The following is a 21,436-nucleotide window of genomic DNA, read 5'->3' as shown; positions in this document are numbered from 1 at the left end:
AAGGTATTTGTCCCGAACCCAGTCGAGTACGAAGCGATTTGGAGCATACAAGGCAAGCGTATTGTCGTTTAACTCAGCCTGGAGTGGACGGATCCACATGCTGAATTCGGTGGCAGGAAGCTCATCCTGCAAACGGGCAAGACACTGTTGCCAAAGCGTAAGTGACACGGCGGACTCCACTCGTACAAATTCGAAAAGAATAGTAGGCGTTACTCTAAGAAACGTTCATTTTTGACACAGACACTAAGAAAGCGCCTGCGACCGCTATCAGCGGTTTTCCGTCCTGCAATCACCGGAGGATCGTCAGCGGAAGGGCGGATCATAGCGCAAAGCGAGGCAGAGATCTCCCCTTTCTACACAGTTTTGATCCTTTTTATCCACAGGCCAGAGGCGCGCAAAGAAGTTTACGCCAGTTGCGGGAAAAACCAGCAGAGATCTGACGCAATAGATGAAAATTTCGGACGTTATCTCATTTTATCCCCAGGATCCGGTGAGCCGATCGCAATAAGATCCCGCGCGATCCTTGCGCTTTAGTGCGGAGCCCGTATAATTCTCCACCCGACAATGAGCCATCAGGCGCAAAGTCGGGACTCTGCGGGCTGTATGCGGGTTTTCAGGCACTATGACACGCGAAGTAAATTGACTCGGGACTGTACAATTATTACAATCCCGCCTCTTTATTAAAGACACATTGAGGCGTAGGTCGATTTTCTGGCCCGAAACGCGTCACCCAGTGAAAATTTTCAAGTTTAGGTAGAAACCGCCATGAAACGCACTTTTCAACCGTCCGTACTGAAGCGCAACCGTTCACACGGTTTCCGTGCTCGTATGGCAACAAAAAATGGTCGTCAGGTTCTGGCACGTCGTCGTGCTAAAGGCCGTTCTCGTCTGACCGTTTCTAAGTAATAAAGCAAGCCCTGATGGGTAAGCTCGCATTTCCCAGGGAGTTACGTTTGTTAACTCCCACTCATTTCACTTTCGTCTTCCAGCAGCCACAACGGGCTGGCACGCCGCAAATTACTATTCTCGGCCGCCTTAACGCGCTGGGGCATCCCCGCATCGGTCTCACCGTCGCTAAAAAACATGTGAAACGCGCTCATGAACGCAACCGGATCAAGCGATTGACCCGCGAAAGCTTTCGTCTGCGTCAACATGAACTGCCGTCGATGGACTTCGTGGTGGTCGCGAAGAAGGGGGTTGCCGATCTGGATAACCGTATGCTGGCGGAAGCGTTGGAGAAATTATGGCGTCGTCACTGTCGCCTGGCGCGCGGCTCCTGATCGTCCTGATACGCGTCTATCAACGCGGTATCAGTCCATTACTGGGACCACACTGTCGGTTTCACCCGACCTGCTCTCATTACGGAATTGAGGCATTACGCAGGTTCGGCCTGATAAAAGGCAGTTGGTTGACATTAAAACGCGTATTAAAATGCCACCCCTTGAACCCGGGTGGTGACGATCCTGTGCCGCCAAAAACCTTTGATACCAGAGAACATTAACGATGGATTCGCAACGCAATCTCTTTCTCATCGCTTTGTTGTTCGTGTCTTTCATGATCTGGCAAGCCTGGGAGCAGGATCACGCTCCAAAACCACAGGTGCAACAGACCACGCAGACTACGACCACCGCAGCAGGTAACGCCGCAAGCCAGGGTGTACCGACCAGTGGCCAGGGAAAAATCATCACGGTTAAAACTGACGTCCTTGAGCTTTCCATCAACACCCGTGGTGGTGATGTTGAGCAGGCACAGTTACTGACCTACCCGAAAGAGCTCACTTCTAATGAGCCGTTCCAGTTACTGGAAACGACGCCAGAGTTTGTCTACCAGGCACAAAGTGGCCTGACCGGTCGTGATGGCCCAGATAACCCGGCTAACGGTGATCGTCCACTGTATAACGTTGAAAGCGACAGCTTCGTACTGCCAGAAGGCCAGAACGAACTGATTATTCCAATGACTTATACTGATGCGGCGGGCAACGTCTTCACTAAATCCTTCACCCTGAAACGCGGCGAGTTTGCGGTAAGCGTGGATTACAACGTGAAGAACACCGGTGAGAAACCACTGGAACTGGCGACTTTTGGTCAGTTGAAGCAGTCCATCAATTTGCCGTCGCACCGCGATACTGGAAGTAACAACTTTGCGTTGCATACCTTCCGTGGCGCTGCGTACTCAACACCTGATGCGAAATACGAAAAATATAAATTCGATACCATCGCTGACGGTGAAAACCTGAGTGTTAACGCCAACAATGGTTGGGTTGCGATGTTGCAGCAGTATTTCGCAACAGCTTGGGTTCCGCGTAATCAGGGCACTAACAACTTCTATACCACCAAACTGAGCAATGATGTGGCGGCGATTGGTTATAAATCCGCACCACAACTGGTTCAGCCAGGCCAAACCGCTCAACTGGGTAGCACCCTGTGGGTAGGCCCGGAAATTCAGGACAAAATGGCAGCCGTTGCGCCGCACCTTGACCTGACTGTGGATTATGGTTGGTTGTGGTTTATTTCTCAGCCGCTGTTCAAGCTGTTGAAATTCCTGCACGGCTTCATCGGTAACTGGGGCTTCTCCATTATCGTTATCACCTTTATCGTTCGTGGCATCATGTACCCGCTGACTAAAGCGCAGTACACCTCCATGGCGAAAATGCGTATGCTGCAGCCGAAACTGGCCGCCATGCGTGAACGTATTGGTGACGATAAGCAGCGCCAGAGCCAGGAAATGATGGCCCTGTATAAAGCTGAAAAAGTTAACCCGCTGGGTGGTTGTCTCCCGCTGGTTATCCAGATGCCTATCTTCCTGGCGTTGTACTACATGCTGATGGGTTCTGTGGAATTGCGCCATGCGCCATTCGCACTGTGGATCCATGACTTGTCTGCACAAGACCCGTACTACATCCTGCCGATCCTGATGGGCTTGACGATGTTCTTCATTCAGAAGATGTCGCCTACCACCGTGACCGACCCGATGCAGCAGAAGATCATGACCTTTATGCCGGTCATCTTCACGGTGTTCTTCCTGTGGTTCCCGTCAGGCCTGGTACTGTACTATATCGTCAGTAACACAGTGACCATCATCCAGCAGCAGCTGATTTATCGCGGTCTTGAGAAACGTGGCTTACACAGCCGCGATAAGAAAAAGACCTGATACTCTTCATTCTTCACGCTGCAGGTGCGTTGGCTTCGTTTGCTCACCCCAGTCACTTACTAATGTAAGCTTCTGGGGATTCTCAAACTTGCCGTCTTCCTGCAACGTAAATTATTTCGAGTAACGATAGAAACAAGACAAGGCGGTCAATTGACCGCCTTTTTTATTTCGTCGGGTGGATAAGCGAAGCGTCATCCACCAATCAATCACGAAGGGACAGTAATGAGCCATAACGAGACAATCGTTGCCCAGGCGACACCGCCGGGACGTGGTGGGGTCGGTATCCTGCGCGTCTCAGGCCTTCAGGCACGTGAAGTGGCGCAAGCCATTCTGGGCAAATTACCCAAACCACGTTACGCCGATTATCTGCCATTCCGTGATGCGGACGGCACCGTTCTGGATCAAGGCATCGCGCTGTGGTTCCCTGGCCCTAATTCCTTCACCGGTGAGGATGTGCTGGAACTGCAAGGTCACGGTGGCCCGGTTATCCTGGATTTACTGTTAAAGCGCATCCTGGCGCTCTCAGGCCTGCGTATTGCAAGGCCTGGTGAGTTCTCCGAGCGTGCGTTTTTGAATGATAAGCTCGACCTGGCACAGGCTGAAGCCATCGCCGATCTGATTGATGCCAGTTCCGAACAAGCAGCACGTTCAGCGTTAAATTCTTTGCAGGGTGCTTTCTCTGCCCGCATTAACCATTTGGTTGAAGCGCTGACTCATCTGCGCATTTACGTGGAAGCGGCGATTGATTTTCCGGATGAAGAAATCGACTTTCTGTCGGATGGTAAAATTGAAGCTCAGCTCAACCAGGTGATTGGCGATCTGGATGCGGTACGTGCTGAAGCGCGTCAGGGAAGCCTGTTGCGCGAAGGGATGAAAGTGGTGATTGCCGGGCGCCCAAATGCCGGGAAATCGAGCCTGCTTAACGCTCTGGCTGGCCGGGAAGCGGCGATTGTGACGGATATTGCTGGCACCACCCGCGACGTACTGCGCGAACATATTCACATCGACGGTATGCCACTGCATATTATCGATACTGCGGGTTTACGTGAAGCGAGCGACGAAGTTGAGCGTATCGGTATCGAACGTGCCTGGAACGAGATTGAACAGGCTGACCGCGTGTTGTTCATGGTTGACGGGACAACGACCGACGCCACCGACCCCGCCGAAATTTGGCCTGACTTTATTGCACGCTTACCGACTCGTTTGCCGATTACCGTGGTACGTAACAAAGCTGATGTCACAGGTGAAACGCTGGGTCTGAGCGATGTGAATGGTCACTCACTTGTGCGTCTCTCTGCACGTACCAGTGAAGGCGTAGATGTGCTGCGCGATCATCTAAAACAAAGCATGGGCTTTGAAACCAATATGGAAGGCGGGTTCCTGGCGCGTCGTCGCCACCTGCAAGCGCTGGAACAGGCAGCAACCCATCTGCAACAAGGGAAAGCGCAACTGCTGGGCGCATGGGCCGGAGAATTACTGGCCGAAGAACTGCGACTGTCTCAGCAAAGCCTGAGTGAAATCACCGGGGAATTTACCTCTGATGATTTGCTAGGACGCATCTTCTCCAGCTTCTGTATTGGTAAGTAATCTAAAAAGTAAGCGCACGCTCACTTCTTACTCATCCCGCAACACGCCTGCTGTTGCGGGATTTTTTTTGCCGCATCGTCTGATTAAAATCAAAATATTCATAGGGTTTATCATTTGATGAAAATTTAATCTTGTTTACACGTTCATCTCCGTGCGTTTCGTTGGTAAAAAACCTACAATCGAATGATAAGAAGATTGCCTATTATCAAGGAGAGACGAATGGCAACGCATTTCGCAAGATGGACGATCAATCCAAAATCCCCTTTTTCGAGCCGGCTGGATGAAGAATGCCTGGCCCACGCTCGTCAAATGCCAGAACATCGGCGTTCACGATTTTTAGCCTCACGTAGCTTGCTCGCTGAATTACTTCATATGCTTTATGGCATTCAACAACTGCCGAAAATTGTCACCACCGATGCCGGACGCCCACACTTTGCCGACCCTTCACTCATGGATTTCAGCATTGCCTATGCCGGGAATAAAGTCGGTGTACTGGTCACGACCGAGGGCTGCTGCGGGCTGGATATCGAAATTAATCAGTCTTTCGGTCATCTCCCGTCCGTCGCATCGTGTTCAACGTTTCGCAGCAATGAGTCAATCTGGATAAACAATCAAAAAAACCCAGGTGAGGCGCGAGCTCAACTGCGCACGTTGCACCAAAGTGCGTTTAAATTAACCAGTCGCGAAGATAGTTTGCAGCTTCTGCCTGGTGCTGGGCGTATTCGTGTTAATTGTCAGTCAGAAATTGAAGCGATCAGTGATGTGGAAGGTCTGTTAATCTGGGGTTGTGTAGTGTCGCCTGCAATTGAAAAGCTCAGTTTGTGGGAGTTCGAAAGCCCGCAAAATTGGCATCGCTTGTGGGATGTAAAATCTCGCTATCGCTCTCACAATGGCAGCATCATTCGCTTAACCAGCATGTCGTCAGAAAAAGTGTTACATCAGAACTGATTTTTCATGAACGTCCAGACAAAAAGAGGTATCCATGTCCGACACGTTAAAGATAGTCACGTTATTAGGTAGCCTTCGCCATGGCTCTTTCAACGCTATGGTCGCCCGCACTCTGCCAAGAATCGCCCCTGTGGGGATGAGCGTTGACGCGTTACCGTCGATTAAAGACATACCGCTATATGACGCCGATATACAGCAAGAAGAAGGATTCCCGTCCTCCGTTGAAGCGATTGCAGAACAAATTCGCGCCGCAGATGGCGTCGTGATTGTCACACCAGAATATAACTACTCGGTACCTGGTGGCCTGAAGAACGCTATCGACTGGCTGTCTCGTTTGCCAGAACAACCGCTGGCGGGGAAACCTGTGCTGATTCAGACCAGTTCAATGGGCGCAATTGGCGGCGCACGCTGTCAGTACCATCTACGCCAGATTCTGGTGTTCCTTGATGCGATGGTAATGAACAAGCCTGAGTTTATGGGTGGCGTGATTCAGAACAAAGTGGATGCGCAAACGGGCGAAGTGGTTGATCAAAGCACGCTCGATCACCTGACCGGGCAGCTCACCGCGTTTGGCGATTATATTCAGCGCGTTAAAAGCTAGTTAGCTAAAGCGCGCCACATAGTTTCAAAGCCTAGCGCCTTAAAATCGCCAGCACGTTCTGGTTCGCGGCTGGCGAACTCCATTGTGGTTTCTGCCAGTGAAGAAAAAATTGCATCGCTAAATGCGCGGTACGGGCTGCACTGAAAAGCTTTCAAAATCGATTGCGAACAGATTTCGTGTAATTCCGGGAATAACTCCGCCACTTTTTGCTTCGTGTCATCGCCTATCTTATCGCTCACAGACAACTGACGAATTGCCCGATGTGCCTCAGGGTTGCAGATGGCCCAGTCGATGTAACTGTTCCAGACATAACGGGTATATTCTTTCGGATCTTTTAAAGTTCTGTCGAGATTGGCCTGCATCGCCTGGCACAAATCTTTCTTCAGATGGAGATAGAGCTCGTTGAGCAGATCGTCCTTAGTGGCAAAATAGCGAAACAGCGTACCTTCTGCCACACCAGCACCACGGGCAATCTGCGCAGTCGATGCTGCGGTCCCCGACAGGCCAATAGCCGTTGTCGCCGCTTCCAGTAACGCTAATATTTTATCTTCACTCTTCGGACGAGCCACAACGTTTTACCCTATACATTCAGAAAACCAAATTGAATCACGCCGACTACGCCACTGCAACGCTCAATGTCGGAGTTTGAAAAGTATCTTGACGCTAATCACTTCCTATCTATAATGAGTGCTTACTCACTCATTATCAAGTTTATTAGCATCGTACCAGCGGATGGTTCGAACATGCAGGCCAGGAAATGAAACGTCTCTCCTTATGTGCGGTACTCATTATGTTGATAGCAACTGCAGTCAGTTTACCTTTCGTCCTGAATGCCGGATTTGGTCAGGCTCCACAGGGAGAAGAACTCAGTTTAGTTGAACGTTCTGCAAACTTTGTAGATGGGCAATTTCGCAACCAAGTTCCGACACAGGGTTATACTGGGCAGAAAAGTAAAATTGCGGCGTGGTGGGAGTTTTTAACCACTAAGCGGGAAAATTCACGCCCGCAGCAGCCATTACCGTTAGTTAAAACCGATCTGGCCAGCATACCGCTGGAGCAAGATACCATGGTCTGGCTCGGCCACTCGTCGTGGTACCTGCAACTGGCAGGTAAGCGCATTCTGATTGATCCAGTATTCAGCAATTACGCAGCACCCTTTTCATTTCTGAATAAGGCTTTCCCTGGGGATTACCCATGGACGGCGGCGTCGATGCCCGAAATCGATCTGCTGATTATTTCCCACGACCATTACGATCATCTGGATTTTGCCACCATCAAAGCGCTGAAACCTAAAATTCGCCAGGTGATCACTCCGCTCGGAGTCGGATCGCATCTGCGTTACTGGGGCATAAATAGCGACATTATTCATGAAAAAGACTGGAACCAGACGGTAAAAGTTTCAAATGAGCTGACCGTGCATGTTTTACCCGCGCGTCATTTCTCTGGCCGCAGTCTGAAGAGCAATCAGACATTATGGGCGAGTTTTATGTTCGTGACCGACGCGCACAAAGTCTATTACAGCGGGGATACCGGCTATGGACCGCATTTTAAAGCTATTGGGGAACAGTTTGGTTCAGTAGACCTCGCCATTATGGAAAACGGCCAGTATGACGAGGACTGGAGCAACATCCACATGATGCCGAAAGAAACCGCGATCGCAGCTGAAGAGCTTAATGCTCGCGCTGTGTTACCAGGCCATGCGGGTCGCTTTGTGCTGGCAAAACACACTTGGGATGCGCCGTACAAAAGCCTGGCTGAATTCAGTAAAGGCAAAAGCTTCCGTCTTTTAACACCAAAGCAGGGCGAACCTGTTTGGGTGAACGACAACGCACAACAATTTAGCGCCTGGTGGGAAGCTGCCAATGCCATGTAAGCGAATCGCGCAGGGGGATGAATGACAATTTCAGCTCAAGTTATCGACACCATTGTTCAATGGATTGACGACAATTTGCATCAACCATTACGTATTGATGATATTGCCGATCACGCGGGTTATTCGAAGTGGCACTTGCAGCGTTTGTTTATGCATTACAAAGGCGAGAGTCTCGGGAAATACATTCGCGACCGCAAACTACTGTTGGCGGCGCGTGATTTACGCGATACCGATAACAAGGTTTACGATATTAGTCTGAAGTACGGCTTTGATTCACAGCAGACGTTTACGCGCATATTCACGCGAACGTTTCATCAGCCACCGGGTCGGTATCGAAGGGAAAATCATAGCCAGCCATAATGACTGGCTATATTTTAAACATCTTTATACCCAAAATAATTCGAGTTGCAGGACAAAAGGCTTCAGCCAACGTACCTGCAACTTGAAGTATGACGGGTATTAGTGTGCGTCGATAAACACAATTTTCAGAATGAACAGCAACGCCACAACAACCACACATGGACTGATTTCACGCCAGCGGCCCGTGCCGAGTTTCATCACACAGTAAGAGATGAAGCCCAACGCAATACCTTCGGTGATTGAGAAGGTAAATGGCATCATCACCGCAGTAATGAACGCAGGAACCGCTTCTGTCAGGTCATCCCAATTCACGCGGGAAAGACTGGATGTCATTAACACGCCAACGTAAATCAAAGCGCCTGCTGCTGCATATGCCGGAACCATACCGGCCAGCGGGGACAGGAAGATAACCAACAGGAACAGCAAACCAACGATCACCGCAGTCAAGCCAGTACGCCCGCCTACAGACACGCCAGCAGAACTTTCGATATACGCGGTAACAGAAGAAGTCCCGATAAACGCACCCGCAACAGAAGATACGCTATCAACATACAGCGCCTGCTTCATGCGAGGGAATTTACCTTTTTCATCGGTTAGACCGGCTTTGTCTGTTACGCCAATCAGTGTACCGGAGGAATCAAACAGGTTAACCAGCATAAAGGAGAAGATGACCCCAGCCAGTCCAATGTTCAGTGAACCGGCTAAATCCACCTGGCCCACAACAGAAAGTACGCTTGGTGGCGCAGAAACAATACCGTGATATTGCACATCACCCAACATCCAGCCCAGCAGCGTAGTGACCACAATGGAAACCAGCACTGCAGCGTGAATGTTACGCGAAGCCAGAATGGCGATGATAAAGAAGCCGAGCGCGCCCAACAGTACGCTGTGCGAAGTCAGGTTACCGATGGTCACCAGCGTGTCTTTGTTCGCAACGATAATCCCGGCGTTTTTCAGGCCCATCATGCCGATGAACAGACCAATACCGCTGGTGATACCCACACGCAGGCTCATTGGGATATTGGCAATCATCCAATAACGCACGCGGAAAATAGTCAACAGCAGCAGACCCGTGGCACCCCAGAAAATGGCACCCATACCGACTTGCCAGGAAATGCCCATCGCGCCAACAACCACAAAAGCGAAGAACGCATTCAGGCCCATCGCTGGCGCCAGAGCAACGGGCAGGTTGGCGAAAATACCCATCAGGATGCTACCTAATGCGGCAATCAAACAGGTGGTGACAAAAACGGCTTGAGTGTCCATACCCGCGACACCAAGGATCTGCGGATTCACGAAAACGATGTACACCATCGTCAGGAAGGTCGTAAAACCGGCGATCACTTCAGTGCGTGCCGTGGTGCCGTGTTCGCGCAGTTTAAACACACGCTCGAGCAGCCCCGGATTTGCAGCCGGAGTAGATTGTGGTTGGCTCATTAGTCTTAATTCCGAACATTGAGAGGGGAAATTCGTCGCTATCCTATACCAAAAACACCTAAACATAATGACCCATGTTAATTTTTTTTCATTGAATTTTCTTATACGGCAACGATTGCGTGCCGCAAAAACTCTGCAAATTGGGTAAAGTAGATATTTAATCTTATACCCGAGCGACTTCAAGATGCAGGTAGGCGGCAATCGAATGAATCCCGATGAACTGACTCAAGTCAGTGGTTCGGGTGAATGAGAGCAGCCAACAACCCTGCATATTAAAGGGCGATGGGTAGACATAAGGAAGCGGTATGTCCCGGATAGATGCTGTGTTCTTCGACTGCGATGGCACACTGGTTGATAGTGAGGTGATTTGCTCCAAAGCCTACGTGCATATGTTTGCGCAATACGGCATTGAACTTGCGCTTGAGGAAGTTCATAAAACCTTTAAGGGCATAAAGCTCTACGAGATTATCGACACCATTAATGCCCAATATGGAATGAATCTGTCAAAAGAGGAGCTGGAACCCATTTATCGCGCAGAAGTTTCGCGACTGTTTGATAGCGAGCTGGTGGAGATTGAAGGTGCCGCAGCATTAGTGGCGCAAATCAAGGTGCCAATGTGTATTGTCTCCAACGGCCCGGTCAGCAAAATGCATCATTCGCTGGGTAAAACTGGCATGCTCGGCCATTTCCCGGACAAACTGTTTAGCGGCTACGATATTCAGCTATGGAAACCCGATCCAGCAATCATGTTCCATGCCGCCGATGCGTTGAGCGTGGATGTGAAAAACTGCGTGCTGGTGGATGATTCGATGGCTGGTGCGCAATCAGGTATAGCCGCAGGAATGGAAGTTTTCTATTTTTGCGCCGATCCGCATAACCCGCCGATTGAGCATCCGAAAGTGACGACCTTTACCGATTTAGCGCAGTTGCCAGAGTTATGGCGTGCACGGGGTTGGAATATTACGGGTTAAATGCCTCACCCTAACCCTCTCCCCCAGGAGAGGGAATGGTTCGAGTCAGAGTGAGGGAATATATACTCTAAATAATTCGAGGTGCAGCCAACACCCCTGCAACTTGAAGTATGACGAGTATGATCACTCTTTCGGATCTTTACCCGCCAGCAACTTATCCAGCTCATCGCCACCGACATGACGGAAGTCCTGTCCTTTGACGAAGTAGAAAATAAACTCACAGATATTCTGGCAGCGGTCACCGATACGCTCGATAGAACGCGCACAGAACAGCGCGGTCAGCACACTTGGAATGGTGCGTGAGTCTTCCATCATATAAGTCATCAACTGGCGTACGATGCCTTCGTATTCCTGGTCAACTTTCTTATCTTCACGATAGATACGCACGGCTTCATCGAGATCCATACGCGCAAACGCGTCCAGCACGTCATGCAGCATCTGCACGGTGTGACGGCCTAAAGACTCGAGGCTCACCAGTAGCGGTTGATGCTGTTGCGAGAATTTCTCCAGCGCAGTGCGACAGATTTTATCCGCCACATCACCGATACGTTCCAGCTCAGAAATCGTTTTGATGATAGCCATCACCAGGCGCAGGTCGCTGGCGGTTGGCTGACGCTTAGCGATGATACGCACGCAGGCTTCATCAATAGCGACTTCCATCATATTGACTTTATGGTCACCTTCGATGACGCGCTTCGCCAACTCGCCATCCTGGTTGTGCATGGCGGTTATCGCATCAGAAAGTTGTTGCTCCACCAGCCCACCCATCGTCATCACCTGGGTGCGGATATATTCCAGCTCGGCGTTAAACTGGCCGGAAATGTGTTTGTTGAGATTGAGGCTATCCATTTTGTTCTCCAAATCAACCGTAGCGGCCAGTAATGTAATCTTCGGTTTGTTTTTTTGCAGGCGTGGTAAATAGCGTGTCGGTTTCGCTAAACTCGATCAACTCACCCAGGTACATAAACGCGGTGTGATCTGAACAACGAGCCGCCTGCTGCATGTTGTGGGTAACAATTACCACGGTGTAATCTTGTTTCAGCTCAGTGATCAACTCTTCGATACGACCGGTAGAGATTGGATCCAGTGCTGAGCACGGCTCATCAAGCAGCAACACTTCCGGGCGAATCGCAATACCACGCGCAATGCACAGACGCTGCTGCTGACCACCGGAGAGGCTGTATCCACTCTGGTGTAATTTATCTTTGGTTTCGTTCCACAATGCGGCTTTGGTCAAAGCCCATTGCACGCGCTCATCCATATCGCTGCGAGACAGCTTTTCAAAAAGACGCACACCGAACGCGATGTTGTCGTAAATCGACATTGGGAACGGCGTCGGCTTCTGGAACACCATACCTACTTTGGCGCGCAGCAGGGCGATGTCCTGGCTTTGGGTGAGGATATTTTCCCCATCCAGCAAGATTTCGCCTTCAGCACGCTGCTCCGGGTAGAGTGAGTACATTTTGTTGAATGTACGCAGCAGGGTGGATTTACCACAACCTGACGGGCCAATGAATGCGGTAACCTGGTTTTTAGCGATATCCAGATTGATGTCTTTCAGGGCATGGAATTTGCCGTAAAAGAAGTTCAAATCGCGAACCTGAATGATGCCAGAGGCTGTATCGACCATACTCATCTGTTTCTTAATCTCCATCCGGCGCCGCCGTTGCCGCGCCGCAAAATTTAACCGTGTTTACTCTTAGAAAAAATCACGCGCGCCATAATATTGAGCAGTAACACGCACAGAGTAATAATCAGAACGCCAGCCCAGGCTAACTGTTGCCATTCGGCAAACGGGCTCATGGCAAATTTGAAAATCGTCACCGGCAGGTTAGCCACTGGCTGCATCATGTCGGTGCTCCAGAACTGGTTGGAGAGCGACGTAAACAGCAGAGGGGCCGTTTCACCCGCGATACGAGCAATCGCCAGCAACACCCCGGTAATAATCCCGGAAACAGAAGCTTTAAGCGTAATTGCAGATATCATTTTCCACTTTGGCGTACCCAAAGCGTAAGCCGCTTCGCGCAGGCTGTCTGGCACCAGTTTCAGCATGTTTTCTGTGGTACGAATGACGATGGGGACCTGCAACAGTGCCAGTGCAATCACCCCAGCCCAGCCAGAGAAGTGCTCCATCTTCGCGACCACGATGGTGTAAACGAACAAACCCACCACGATTGACGGTGCTGAAAGCAGAATGTCGTTAATAAAACGAATCACTTCTGCCAGCCACGATTTACGGCCATACTCCGCCAGATAAATCCCCGCCATGATGCCCAACGGTGTACCGAAAACGGTCGCCCACAGAATTAACAGGCCGCTCCCTGCAAGGGCGTTCGCAAGCCCGCCACCAGCAGTATTTGGCGGAGGCGTCATTTCTGTGAACAGCGCAATCGACATACCGTCGATCCCACGTGTAAAAGTCGAGAACAGAATCCACACCAGCCAGAACAGGCCGAATACCATGGTTCCCATTGAAAGTGTCAGCGCGATACGGTTTTTAAACCGACGGCGTGCCTGCATTTTGCGGCGAGATTCAGCCAGTGCAGTGCGACTTTGCATTTCCATGGTTGTCATGAGCGTGCTCCTTCATTCTTCGCAAGACGCATAATCATGAACTTTGAGATTGCCAGTACGATAAAGGTGATCACAAACAGAATCAGCCCCAACTCCATCAGCGCTGCGGTGTGCAGACCTGATTCGGCTTCAGCAAATTCATTCGCCAGGGCAGAGGTAATACTGTTGCCCGGCATATACAACGAAGCCGTGTCGAGTTGGTAGGTGTTACCGATGATAAAGGTGACTGCCATGGTTTCACCCAGAGCACGGCCCAGACCCAACATTACACCGCCAATCACCCCATTTTTGGTGAACGGTAAAACAATGCGCCAGATAACTTCCCATGTGGTGCAGCCAATACCGTAGGCCGACTCTTTCATCATCACAGGGGTTTGTTCAAATACATCGCGCATAACCGCAGCAATGTAAGGAATGATCATGATGGCCAGGATGACGCCTGCGGCGAGAATACCGATACCGAATGCTGGGCCTGAGAACAGTTCGCCAACAATCGGTACAGCAGAAAGCACATTACCGACCGGTTCCTGGAAGTAAGTCGCAAATAGCGGAGCAAAGATAAACAGCCCCCACATGCCGTATACGATACTGGGGATAGCGGCCAGCAGCTCAATGGCAATCCCTAAAGGACGGCGCAACCAGTTTGGTGCCAGTTCCGTCAGGAACAGCGCAATACCAAAACTCACAGGCACAGCAATCAACAAAGCGATAAACGAAGTCACCAGCGTGCCGTAAATCGGAACCAATGCACCGTAAATATCGTTAGGAGCATCCCACTCTTTGGTCCACAGGAACGAGAAACCAAACTTCTGGATACTCGGCCAGGAGGAGATGATCAGGGAGATGATGATGCCGCCCAGCAGGAATAGCACAATCAGCGCAGCCAGCTTAACTAGCGCACTGAAAATGACATCACCTTGCTTACCAGGGGACTTGAACGTCGGCTTACTTACCGCCATAGCTTACTCTTTGTTGTGTTGGGTTAAACCGGAACAAATATCATTTTATTCCAGTACTTACTCTAAATAATTCGAGTTCCCGCAAGGTGACAAACTCACTCACCCCAGGAACATAGATTAACTATGTGACTGAGGGGAGTGGGAGCAATCAACGCACCTGTCACTCGAAGTATGACAAGTAAGTTAGTACAGCGCCTTACCAGAGCTGTCTTTTACGTTGGTTTTCCATGCAGCGCGAACCTGCTCAACCACAGAATCTGGCAGGGCGGCGTAATCCAGGTCACTCGCCTGTTTTGCACCGTCTTTGTAAGCCCAGTCGAAGAACTTCAGCACTTCAGCGCCTTGCTCTGGGTTCTTCTGCTCTTTGTGAACCAGAATGAAGGTGGTAGACGTGATTGGCCACGCACCGTCACCTTTCTGGTTAGTCAGATCCTGAGCGAACGATTTACTCCAGTCAGCACCCTTCGCCGCATTGGCAAAGTTTTCTTCAGAAGGCGCTACAGGTTTGCCATCAGCAGAAATCAGTTTGGTGTAAGCCAGGCTGTTCTGTTTAGCGTAAGCATATTCAACATAACCAATTGAACCCGGCAGACGTTGTACAAAGGCTGCAATACCGTCATTACCTTTGCCGCCCAGACCCGTTGGCCAGTTTACCGTTGAACCTGCACCGACTTTAGTTTTCCACTCTTCGTTCACTTTCGCCAGGTAGTTGGTGAAAACGAAAGAAGTCCCTGAACCGTCAGCGCGACGTACAACAGCGATGTTCTGCTGTGGAAGTTTCATGCCTGGGTTGAGTTTAGCGATAGCTTCGTCATCCCATTTTTTAATTTTGCCCAGGTAGATGTCACCCAGAGTTTTACCGTCGAGCACCAGCTCACCGGATTTCACGCCAGGCAGGTTAACTGCCAGAACAACACCGCCGATAACAGTCGGGAACTGGAACAGCCCTTCTTGTTGCAGTTTGTCATCAGCCAGTGGGGCATCAGACGCGCCGAAGTCCACGGTGTTAGCAATGATTTGTTTAACGCCACCGGAGGAGCCGATACCCTGGTAGTTAACTTTGTTACCAGTTGATTTATTGTAGGTATCTGCCCATTTGGCATACACCGGCGCAGGGAAGGTTGCACCAGCGCCAGTCAGGCTTGCAGCAGCATATGCGCCGAAAGCACTCAGGGATAAGGTCGCGGCAACAACAGTTGCGACAGTGGTACGCATAACTTTCATAATGTCTCCTGCAGAGGTGAACATAAATCGTTGTTTAGTGGTTGCAGGATAGAAAATAGGACAGTTTGGTGACAGTTAAATGTATTAAATATGACAGTTTTATGACAGGCCACTTTGGGGCATATTTCTCACTGTCATACTTAGGATTCTGAGTGTTCAATTCGTTTCATTAGCTCGTTCTGTTCATCGCGACTCAGGTAGCGCGATTCCCCTAACGGCAAGCCTTCCAGATGGATATTCATGATGCGGACCCGTTCAAGGCGGGTCACTTCGTAGCTGAAATATTTACACATCCGGCGAATCTGGCGATTCAGCCCTTGAACTAAAATAATCCGAAATACCAGGTCCGATTCTTTCGTCACTGTGCAGTGTTTGGTTACCGTTCCAAGCATGGGTACACCCAAGCATAAGCCCGTAATAAACTCGTCGGTTATCGGCTTATTGACGGTGACCACATACTCTTTTTCGTGATTGTTACCCGCGCGCAGAATTTTATTCACCACATCACCGTGATTGGTCAGTAAAATGAGACCCTGCGAATCTTTATCCAGGCGCCCTATCGGGGAGACACGTTTGTCGCTATGAATGAGAACGCTGATATTATCCCGTTCGCTCTTTTCCATCGTGGTAATGATGCCAACAGGCTTATTCAAAACCATCAACACCAGGCCTTTTTCATCACGCGGCTCAATGAGCTGGTCATTCACTTTCACCACGTCTCCGGCAAAAACCTGAGCGCCAAAACTGACCTGCTTGTCGTTAATAAAAACTTCGCCCTGTTTGACATAACGATCGGCCTCACGGCGTGAGCAGATGCCGCTATCGCTGATGTATTTATTAATTCGGATGGATGAACCGGTCAGCATTCTGCGCTATGTCTCAGTAAAAGGGCGAACTATACACACATAAGTAAAAAAGCGCCCACAAGAGGCGCTTTTAAAGGCTTCAAGAGATAACGCAGCGCGTTATTCTACAGTGACAGATTTCGCAAGGTTGCGTGGCTGGTCAACGTCAGTGCCTTTAATCAACGCGACGTGATAAGACAGTAACTGCAACGGCACGGTGTAGAAGATAGGTGCGATGACTTCTTCTACATGCGGCATCTCAATGATGTGCATGTTGTCGCTGCTGGTAAATCCGGCATCCCTGTCGGCGAATACGTACAGATGGCCGCCACGAGCACGAACTTCTTCGATATTCGACTTCAGTTTTTCCAGCAATTCGTTATTGGGTGCGACAACAATAACCGGCATGTCCGCATCAATAAGCGCCAGTGGGCCGTGTTTCAGCTCACCTGCCGCATACGCTTCTGCGTGGATGTAGGAAATCTCTTTCAGCTTCAGTGCACCTTCCATTGCGATCGGATACTGATCGCCACGGCCTAAGAACAGTGCGTGATGCTTGTCGGAGAAGTCTTCAGCCAGCGCTTCAATGCGTTTGTCCTGAGACAACATTTGCTCGATGCGGCTTGGCAACGCCTGCAAACCATGAACAATATCTTGCTCAATCTGAGCATCGGCACCTTTCAGACGGCTCAGTTTCGCCACCAGCATCAGCAGAACGGTAAGCTGAGTGGTAAAGGCTTTGGTGGATGCCACGCCGATTTCAGTGCCTGCGTTGGTCATCAGCGCCAAATCGGATTCACGCACCAGAGAAGAACCCGGAACGTTACAGATTGCCAGAGAACCCAGGTAGCCCAACTCTTTGGATAAACGCAGTGCTGCGAGGGTATCTGCCGTTTCACCAGACTGTGACAGAGTGATCATCAGGCTGTTACGGCGAACCGCTGATTTGCGGTAGCGGAATTCAGAGGCGATTTCGACGTCACAAGGTACGCCCGCCAGAGATTCAAACCAATACCGTGAAACCATACCTGAGTTGTAGGAAGTCCCACAGGCCACAATTTGAATGTGCTCAACCTGAGACAGCATTTCGTTAGCTTTCGGGCCGAGCTCAGAGAGATCAACAGCGCCGTGGTTGATACGGCCAACCAGCGTATTTTTAATCGCATTCGGCTGTTCGTAGATTTCTTTCTGCATATAGTGGCGATAAATACCTTTGTCGCCAGCGTCATATTGCAGGTTGGATTCGATATCAGGGCGTGTAACCTGCTCACCTTTGGTATCAAATACGGTGACGGAACGACGAGTCACTTCCGCAATATCGCCTTCCTCAAGGAAGATGAAACGACGCGTCACTGGCAGCAGTGCCAGTTGGTCAGATGCAATAAAGTTTTCACCCATGCCCAAACCGATAACCATCGGGCTACCTGAGCGTGCGGCTAACAGAACCTCTGGATCACGGGTATCCATGATAACCGTGCCATAAGCTCCACGCAGTTGAGGAATAGTACGCAGCACCGCTTCACGCAGAGTACCGCCTTGCTCCAGTTCCCAGTGAACTAAGTGGGCGATAACTTCGGTGTCGGTCTGTGAAACAAAGGTGTAACCGCGACCCTGCAGTGTTTCACGCAGCGGTTCATAGTTTTCGATAATACCGTTGTGAACCACAACAATATGCTCGGAAACATGCGGGTGAGCGTTGGTTTCTGAAGGTTCGCCGTGAGTCGCCCAGCGAGTGTGAGCAATACCGGTGCCACCATGCAGCGCAGTTTCAGCTGCTGCTTCTGCCAGTTTATGGACCTTGCCCAGGCGACGCAGACGGGTCATGTGACCTTTTTCGTCAACCACAGCCAAGCCCGCAGAGTCATAACCACGGTATTCCAGACGACGTAATCCTTCGAGAAGGATTTCAGCGATATCACGTTGCGCGACCGCGCCAACAATTCCACACATAAGTTTAGATTCCTGATAATGGCATTATGCCATGTGTTGTCGCTGACCTGATTATGTCCGTTATCTTTCGATTCCGGGGCCCCGAGCCTTGTAGAGAGTGGGGTTATAGTTTTGGTAGTGCTGCGGGGCGGGTCATTTTCGAGAACAACCTTCACCCCAATCTTCTCCCATCGGGAGAAGGTGAAAAGAATATTATTTCTTCACCGGACGCTTCCAGTTCTGGATATGAGTCTGCTTAACACGACTAATAACCAGTTCATTTTCGCCAACGTTGCGCGTGACTGTCGTGCCCGCGCCAATAGTTGCACCACGAGCCACGGTCACAGGAGCAACCAGTTGGCTGTCGGAACCAACAAACACGTCATCGCCGATGATAGTTTTAAATTTGTTCGCACCGTCGTAGTTGCAGGTAATGGTGCCCGCACCGATGTTCACGTTGTCGCCGATTTCGGCGTCGCCCAGGTAGCTCAGGTGGCCTGCTTTGGAACCTTTACCCAGACGGGCTTTTTTCATTTCTACGAAGTTGCCAACGTGCGCGCCTTCTGCCAGTTCAGCACCTGGACGCAAACGGGCGAATGGGCCGATGGTGCAAGCGGCTGCAAGATTTGCATCTTCAACAACGGAATACGGGCTGATTTCGCAGTCATCACCAATCACGCTGTTTTTAATCACGCAGCCAGTACCAATTTTGACGCGATGACCTAATGTCACTTTTCCTTCAATAATGACATTAGTATCAATTTCTACATCACGCCCATGCGTCAGTTCACCACGCAGGTCGAAACGAGCCGGATCGCGCAACATGACGCCTGCCAGCAGCAGTTTATCTGCCTGCTCACTTTGGTAGACGCGTTCCAGGCGGGACAGCTGCAGACGGTTGTTCACACCTTCAACTTCGCTTAAACGGTCAGGATGAACAGCGGTGACTTCACGGCCTTCCTGATGCGCCAGCGCGATAATATCCGTGATGTAGAACTCACCCTGAGCATTGTTGTTATCGAGCTTAGCTAACCAACGTTTCAGGTCCGCGCCATTGGCTACCAGAATACCGGTATTAATTTCGTCGATTTTGCGTTGTTCTTCAGTGGCATCTTTGTGCTCGACAATGCCGACCACTATGCCATTTTCGCGAGCAATGCGGCCATAACCGGTTGGATCGTCCAGTTTTACCGTTAGCAGACCAATGCCACCCTGCGGTTTGGCGTCACGCAGGCGCTGCAAGGACTCAACGGAAATGAGTGGTACGTCGCCGTAAAGCATCAGGATGTCTTCGTCATCAGCAAAGAAAGGTGCCGCTTGCTGCATCGCGTGGCCGGTGCCTAATTGCTCAGCCTGTAAAACCCAGTTTAGTGAGCCATCGCTAAGCGTGTTTTTCAGCAAATCACCGCCGTGACCGTAAACCAGATGTACACGCTGTGCGCCTAAATTGTTCGCTGCATCAATAACATGCTGAACCATCGGTTTCCCGGCAAGAGTATGTAATACCTTTGGCAGGTCTGAATACATGCGGGTCCCTTTGCCTGCGGCTAGGATAACCACGCTCATCGCATTGTTTGACATACGCGTCCTGACTTTAATTTGAGAGTGAAGTAAAACGATTTCTCGTTGAAAATTCTACATATTTTGCGACACAAAACGTGATGACTAAAAAACGGACGTCAACTGCACTTTTGGGTTGCTCATGAGCACAATTGTAGGTGTATAAGGGCTGAAAATGTACATTTGAAATAATAAAAGCCATATTTCTCTAGGGATTAACACTTCTTTTCACCGGCAAACAAAGCCTTCCCCAGATATCTGGTAGATCTCGTTTTCTCTAAATGCCACCGCACAGCAACCCCCGGTCTGGCATGCGATTGCATTTGGGCAATCAACAGACGTTAACTTTTCATCCAACGTATTACCCGAAAAAGTCGGTGTTAATAATGCCACGATCAATGGCAAAAAACTGGCAACGGCCGATGTTGCCGACCTTTCTAAACCGATAACCATCGAGAGCCGTGGCGGTAAAAATGCGTGTCGGCAACGGTAATCGCCTCGAAGGATGCTATGCCCATGACAATATCGATGATGGTTACGATTTGTTTAACAAAATTGAAGACGGTGCGAATGGCATTGTGGTGATCGAGAATTCAATTGCACGAAACAATACCAGCAACGGTTTCAAATTGGGTGGGGAAGGGCAGCCCGTTGCGCATGAAATTCATAACAGCGTGGCGGTTGGTAACCATCTCGATGGTTTTGCCGATAACATTTCATTGCGAAGTCACGAAGGGAAATATGATGACGCGATTTCAGGGCATGTAGATAACAGTAACTATTTCATTCGTGATGGCAGAACAGAGAACAGCGTAGGGAACCAACTGAGCGTTAACGATTTTCAATCTTTGAAGTTGCCAATGCCTTTGCAGCGTAATGCAGATGGCTCATTCCAAACTGGTGATTTTCTGACAAAACAGTAAAAGGTTAAGGCGAAAAAAATGCCAGTCAGGGAAGCCTGGCTGGCATTTGTCTTTTCAAGCAGGTAGTTACATCGCTTTTCTGGTCAACTCGATAACGCGAAGTTTCGCGATCGCTTTAGCCAGTTCAGCAGAAGCCTGAGCGTAGTCCACATCACCGTGGGAACTGTGCATACGCTCTTCCGCTTTACGTTTCGCTTCAAGAGCTCGAGCTTCGTCGAGATCTTCGCCACGAATCGCGGTATCGGACAGCACAGTTACTGTGCCAGGCTGCACTTCCAAAACACCACCTGACAAGTAGATATACTCTTCTTGTCCATGCTGCTTCACGATGCGGATCATACCAGGCTTAATGGCGGTGAGTAGTGGAGCGTGGCCAGGATAAATACCCAGCTCGCCTTCAATACCCGTTACCTGGATCTTTTCGACCAGACCGGAGAACATTTGTTGCTCCGCGCTGACGACGTCCAGGTGGTAAGTCATTGCCATGTCACCCTC

The 21,436-nt window shown here is 50.1% G+C and carries 21 protein-coding genes and 2 pseudogenes; 11 read left to right on the top strand and 12 right to left on the bottom strand.

The window, feature by feature from the left end; all coding sequences use genetic code 11:
- Nucleotides 1-168: DnaA N-terminal domain-containing protein (locus VJY99_RS13940; protein WP_324119472.1), on the bottom strand; the 168-nt coding region annotated here is incomplete at its 3' end.
- A 597-nt stretch (nucleotides 169-765) separates the two neighbouring features.
- On the opposite strand from VJY99_RS13940, the gene rpmH reads away from it, so the two are divergent.
- From rpmH to VJY99_RS13905, 7 genes are all read left to right on the top strand, one after another.
- On the top strand, nucleotides 766-906 hold the full coding sequence (gene rpmH / locus VJY99_RS13935) for a 50S ribosomal protein L34 (protein WP_003849659.1): 141 nt from the start codon (nucleotides 766-768) through the stop codon (nucleotides 904-906).
- 14 nt (nucleotides 907-920) lie between these two features.
- Nucleotides 921-1,280 carry a ribonuclease P protein component gene (gene rnpA / locus VJY99_RS13930; protein ID WP_008926396.1) on the top strand — a complete coding sequence of 120 codons (360 nt, stop codon included), beginning with the start codon at nucleotides 921-923 and terminating at the stop codon, nucleotides 1,278-1,280.
- The gene (yidD, locus tag VJY99_RS13925) at nucleotides 1,244-1,501 is read left to right on the top strand and encodes a membrane protein insertion efficiency factor YidD (protein ID WP_008926397.1); all 258 of its coding nucleotides are present in this window, start codon (nucleotides 1,244-1,246) and stop codon (nucleotides 1,499-1,501) included. Before rnpA ends, yidD begins: the two co-directional genes overlap by 37 nt.
- Before the next feature lie 2 nt (nucleotides 1,502-1,503).
- Nucleotides 1,504-3,150: a membrane protein insertase YidC gene (yidC, locus tag VJY99_RS13920; protein WP_324119458.1), complete on the top strand. Its 1,647-nt coding sequence runs from the start codon at nucleotides 1,504-1,506 to the stop codon at nucleotides 3,148-3,150.
- Between the two features lie 222 nt (nucleotides 3,151-3,372).
- Entirely contained in the window at nucleotides 3,373-4,737 is a 1,365-nt protein-coding gene (mnmE, locus tag VJY99_RS13915; RefSeq protein WP_324119456.1) for a tRNA uridine-5-carboxymethylaminomethyl(34) synthesis GTPase MnmE, read from the top strand.
- Between the two features lie 219 nt (nucleotides 4,738-4,956).
- Nucleotides 4,957-5,685, top strand: coding sequence for a hypothetical protein (locus VJY99_RS13910; RefSeq protein WP_324119454.1), 729 nt, complete (start codon nucleotides 4,957-4,959; stop codon nucleotides 5,683-5,685).
- Nucleotides 5,686-5,719: 34 nt separating this feature from the next.
- Entirely contained in the window at nucleotides 5,720-6,286 is a 567-nt protein-coding gene (locus tag VJY99_RS13905; RefSeq protein WP_324119452.1) for an NADPH-dependent FMN reductase, read from the top strand.
- Here VJY99_RS13905 and VJY99_RS13900 read toward each other — a convergent pair.
- Entirely contained in the window at nucleotides 6,283-6,855 is a 573-nt protein-coding gene (locus VJY99_RS13900) for a TetR/AcrR family transcriptional regulator (protein ID WP_324119450.1), read from the bottom strand. The genes VJY99_RS13905 and VJY99_RS13900 overlap by 4 nt on opposite strands.
- A gap of 188 nt (nucleotides 6,856-7,043) precedes the next feature.
- Between VJY99_RS13900 and VJY99_RS13895 the strand changes: the two genes are divergently transcribed.
- Nucleotides 7,044-8,159 (top strand): MBL fold metallo-hydrolase, encoded by a 1,116-nt coding sequence (locus VJY99_RS13895; RefSeq protein ID WP_324119448.1) that lies wholly within the window; start codon nucleotides 7,044-7,046, stop codon nucleotides 8,157-8,159.
- Nucleotides 8,160-8,180: 21 nt separating this feature from the next.
- Nucleotides 8,181-8,519 carry a RamA family antibiotic efflux transcriptional regulator gene (locus tag VJY99_RS13890; RefSeq protein WP_324119446.1) on the top strand — a complete coding sequence of 113 codons (339 nt, stop codon included), beginning with the start codon at nucleotides 8,181-8,183 and terminating at the stop codon, nucleotides 8,517-8,519.
- Between the two features lie 99 nt (nucleotides 8,520-8,618).
- On the opposite strand, the gene VJY99_RS13885 is transcribed toward VJY99_RS13890, so the two are convergent.
- Nucleotides 8,619-9,956 carry an NCS2 family permease gene (locus VJY99_RS13885; RefSeq protein WP_324119445.1) on the bottom strand — a complete coding sequence of 446 codons (1,338 nt, stop codon included), beginning with the start codon at nucleotides 9,954-9,956 and terminating at the stop codon, nucleotides 8,619-8,621.
- A 305-nt stretch (nucleotides 9,957-10,261) separates the two neighbouring features.
- On the opposite strand from VJY99_RS13885, the gene yieH reads away from it, so the two are divergent.
- Nucleotides 10,262-10,927: a 6-phosphogluconate phosphatase gene (gene yieH, locus VJY99_RS13880; RefSeq protein WP_324119444.1), complete on the top strand. Its 666-nt coding sequence runs from the start codon at nucleotides 10,262-10,264 to the stop codon at nucleotides 10,925-10,927.
- Nucleotides 10,928-11,050: 123 nt separating this feature from the next.
- On the opposite strand, the gene phoU is transcribed toward yieH, so the two are convergent.
- The 8 genes and pseudogenes from phoU to glmU form a co-directional block, all read right to left on the bottom strand.
- Nucleotides 11,051-11,776 (bottom strand): phosphate signaling complex protein PhoU, encoded by a 726-nt coding sequence (gene phoU / locus VJY99_RS13875; protein WP_324119442.1) that lies wholly within the window; start codon nucleotides 11,774-11,776, stop codon nucleotides 11,051-11,053.
- A gap of 13 nt (nucleotides 11,777-11,789) precedes the next feature.
- A complete protein-coding gene (gene pstB / locus VJY99_RS13870; protein ID WP_324119440.1) occupies nucleotides 11,790-12,563 on the bottom strand; it encodes a phosphate ABC transporter ATP-binding protein PstB in 774 nt (257 codons plus the stop codon).
- A gap of 47 nt (nucleotides 12,564-12,610) precedes the next feature.
- Nucleotides 12,611-13,501 carry a phosphate ABC transporter permease PstA gene (gene pstA / locus VJY99_RS13865; protein WP_324119438.1) on the bottom strand — a complete coding sequence of 297 codons (891 nt, stop codon included), beginning with the start codon at nucleotides 13,499-13,501 and terminating at the stop codon, nucleotides 12,611-12,613.
- Complete coding sequence (pstC, locus tag VJY99_RS13860) at nucleotides 13,498-14,460, bottom strand: phosphate ABC transporter permease PstC (RefSeq protein WP_324119436.1); 963 nt, start codon at nucleotides 14,458-14,460, stop codon at nucleotides 13,498-13,500. Before pstC ends, pstA begins: the two co-directional genes overlap by 4 nt.
- Nucleotides 14,461-14,643: 183 nt before the next feature.
- On the bottom strand, nucleotides 14,644-15,684 hold the full coding sequence (gene pstS, locus VJY99_RS13855; RefSeq protein ID WP_324119434.1) for a phosphate ABC transporter substrate-binding protein PstS: 1,041 nt from the start codon (nucleotides 15,682-15,684) through the stop codon (nucleotides 14,644-14,646).
- Between the two features lie 143 nt (nucleotides 15,685-15,827).
- Nucleotides 15,828-16,550: pseudogene (gene rluF, locus VJY99_RS13850) on the bottom strand (23S rRNA pseudouridine(2604) synthase RluF); the annotation flags it as partial.
- A gap of 99 nt (nucleotides 16,551-16,649) precedes the next feature.
- Entirely contained in the window at nucleotides 16,650-18,479 is a 1,830-nt protein-coding gene (gene glmS, locus VJY99_RS13845) for a glutamine--fructose-6-phosphate transaminase (isomerizing) (RefSeq protein WP_324119432.1), read from the bottom strand.
- 192 nt (nucleotides 18,480-18,671) lie between these two features.
- Entirely contained in the window at nucleotides 18,672-20,039 is a 1,368-nt protein-coding gene (glmU, locus tag VJY99_RS13840) for a bifunctional UDP-N-acetylglucosamine diphosphorylase/glucosamine-1-phosphate N-acetyltransferase GlmU (RefSeq protein WP_324119429.1), read from the bottom strand.
- Nucleotides 20,040-20,482: 443 nt separating this feature from the next.
- Here glmU and VJY99_RS13835 point away from each other — a divergent pair.
- Nucleotides 20,483-20,941, top strand: a pseudogene (locus VJY99_RS13835) (right-handed parallel beta-helix repeat-containing protein); the annotation flags it as partial.
- Nucleotides 20,942-21,007: 66 nt separating this feature from the next.
- On the opposite strand, the gene VJY99_RS13830 reads toward VJY99_RS13835, so the two are convergent.
- Complete coding sequence (locus VJY99_RS13830; protein ID WP_324119427.1) at nucleotides 21,008-21,427, bottom strand: F0F1 ATP synthase subunit epsilon; 420 nt, start codon at nucleotides 21,425-21,427, stop codon at nucleotides 21,008-21,010.
- Nucleotides 21,428-21,436: the final 9 nt, after the last annotated feature.

Source organism: Buttiauxella sp. (assembly GCF_035271705.1).
In the GTDB taxonomy this organism is placed as follows: domain Bacteria; phylum Pseudomonadota; class Gammaproteobacteria; order Enterobacterales; family Enterobacteriaceae; genus Buttiauxella.
This window is presented reverse-complemented; position numbering and strand designations above follow the sequence as displayed.

Excerpts from the sequence above, each read along its gene's own strand:
- mnmE (WP_324119456.1), top strand. The coding sequence starts at position 3,373 with ATGAGCCATAACGAGACAATCGTTGCCCAGGCGACACCGCCGGGACGT.
- pstS (WP_324119434.1), bottom strand. The coding sequence starts at position 15,684 with ATGAAAGTTATGCGTACCACTGTCGCAACTGTTGTTGCCGCGACCTTA.
- rpmH (WP_003849659.1), top strand. The coding sequence starts at position 766 with ATGAAACGCACTTTTCAACCGTCCGTACTGAAGCGCAACCGTTCACAC.
- yidC (WP_324119458.1), top strand. The coding sequence starts at position 1,504 with ATGGATTCGCAACGCAATCTCTTTCTCATCGCTTTGTTGTTCGTGTCT.
- VJY99_RS13895 (WP_324119448.1), top strand. The coding sequence starts at position 7,044 with ATGAAACGTCTCTCCTTATGTGCGGTACTCATTATGTTGATAGCAACT.
- glmU (WP_324119429.1), bottom strand. The coding sequence starts at position 20,039 with ATGTCAAACAATGCGATGAGCGTGGTTATCCTAGCCGCAGGCAAAGGG.
- pstC (WP_324119436.1), bottom strand. The coding sequence starts at position 14,460 with ATGGCGGTAAGTAAGCCGACGTTCAAGTCCCCTGGTAAGCAAGGTGAT.
- VJY99_RS13885 (WP_324119445.1), bottom strand. The coding sequence starts at position 9,956 with ATGAGCCAACCACAATCTACTCCGGCTGCAAATCCGGGGCTGCTCGAG.
- VJY99_RS13910 (WP_324119454.1), top strand. The coding sequence starts at position 4,957 with ATGGCAACGCATTTCGCAAGATGGACGATCAATCCAAAATCCCCTTTT.
- pstB (WP_324119440.1), bottom strand. The coding sequence starts at position 12,563 with ATGAGTATGGTCGATACAGCCTCTGGCATCATTCAGGTTCGCGATTTG.
- VJY99_RS13905 (WP_324119452.1), top strand. The coding sequence starts at position 5,720 with ATGTCCGACACGTTAAAGATAGTCACGTTATTAGGTAGCCTTCGCCAT.
- rnpA (WP_008926396.1), top strand. The coding sequence starts at position 921 with ATGGGTAAGCTCGCATTTCCCAGGGAGTTACGTTTGTTAACTCCCACT.
- VJY99_RS13830 (WP_324119427.1), bottom strand. The coding sequence starts at position 21,427 with ATGGCAATGACTTACCACCTGGACGTCGTCAGCGCGGAGCAACAAATG.
- VJY99_RS13890 (WP_324119446.1), top strand. The coding sequence starts at position 8,181 with ATGACAATTTCAGCTCAAGTTATCGACACCATTGTTCAATGGATTGAC.
- glmS (WP_324119432.1), bottom strand. The coding sequence starts at position 18,479 with ATGTGTGGAATTGTTGGCGCGGTCGCGCAACGTGATATCGCTGAAATC.
- pstA (WP_324119438.1), bottom strand. The coding sequence starts at position 13,501 with ATGACAACCATGGAAATGCAAAGTCGCACTGCACTGGCTGAATCTCGC.
- yidD (WP_008926397.1), top strand. The coding sequence starts at position 1,244 with ATGGCGTCGTCACTGTCGCCTGGCGCGCGGCTCCTGATCGTCCTGATA.
- yieH (WP_324119444.1), top strand. The coding sequence starts at position 10,262 with ATGTCCCGGATAGATGCTGTGTTCTTCGACTGCGATGGCACACTGGTT.
- phoU (WP_324119442.1), bottom strand. The coding sequence starts at position 11,776 with ATGGATAGCCTCAATCTCAACAAACACATTTCCGGCCAGTTTAACGCC.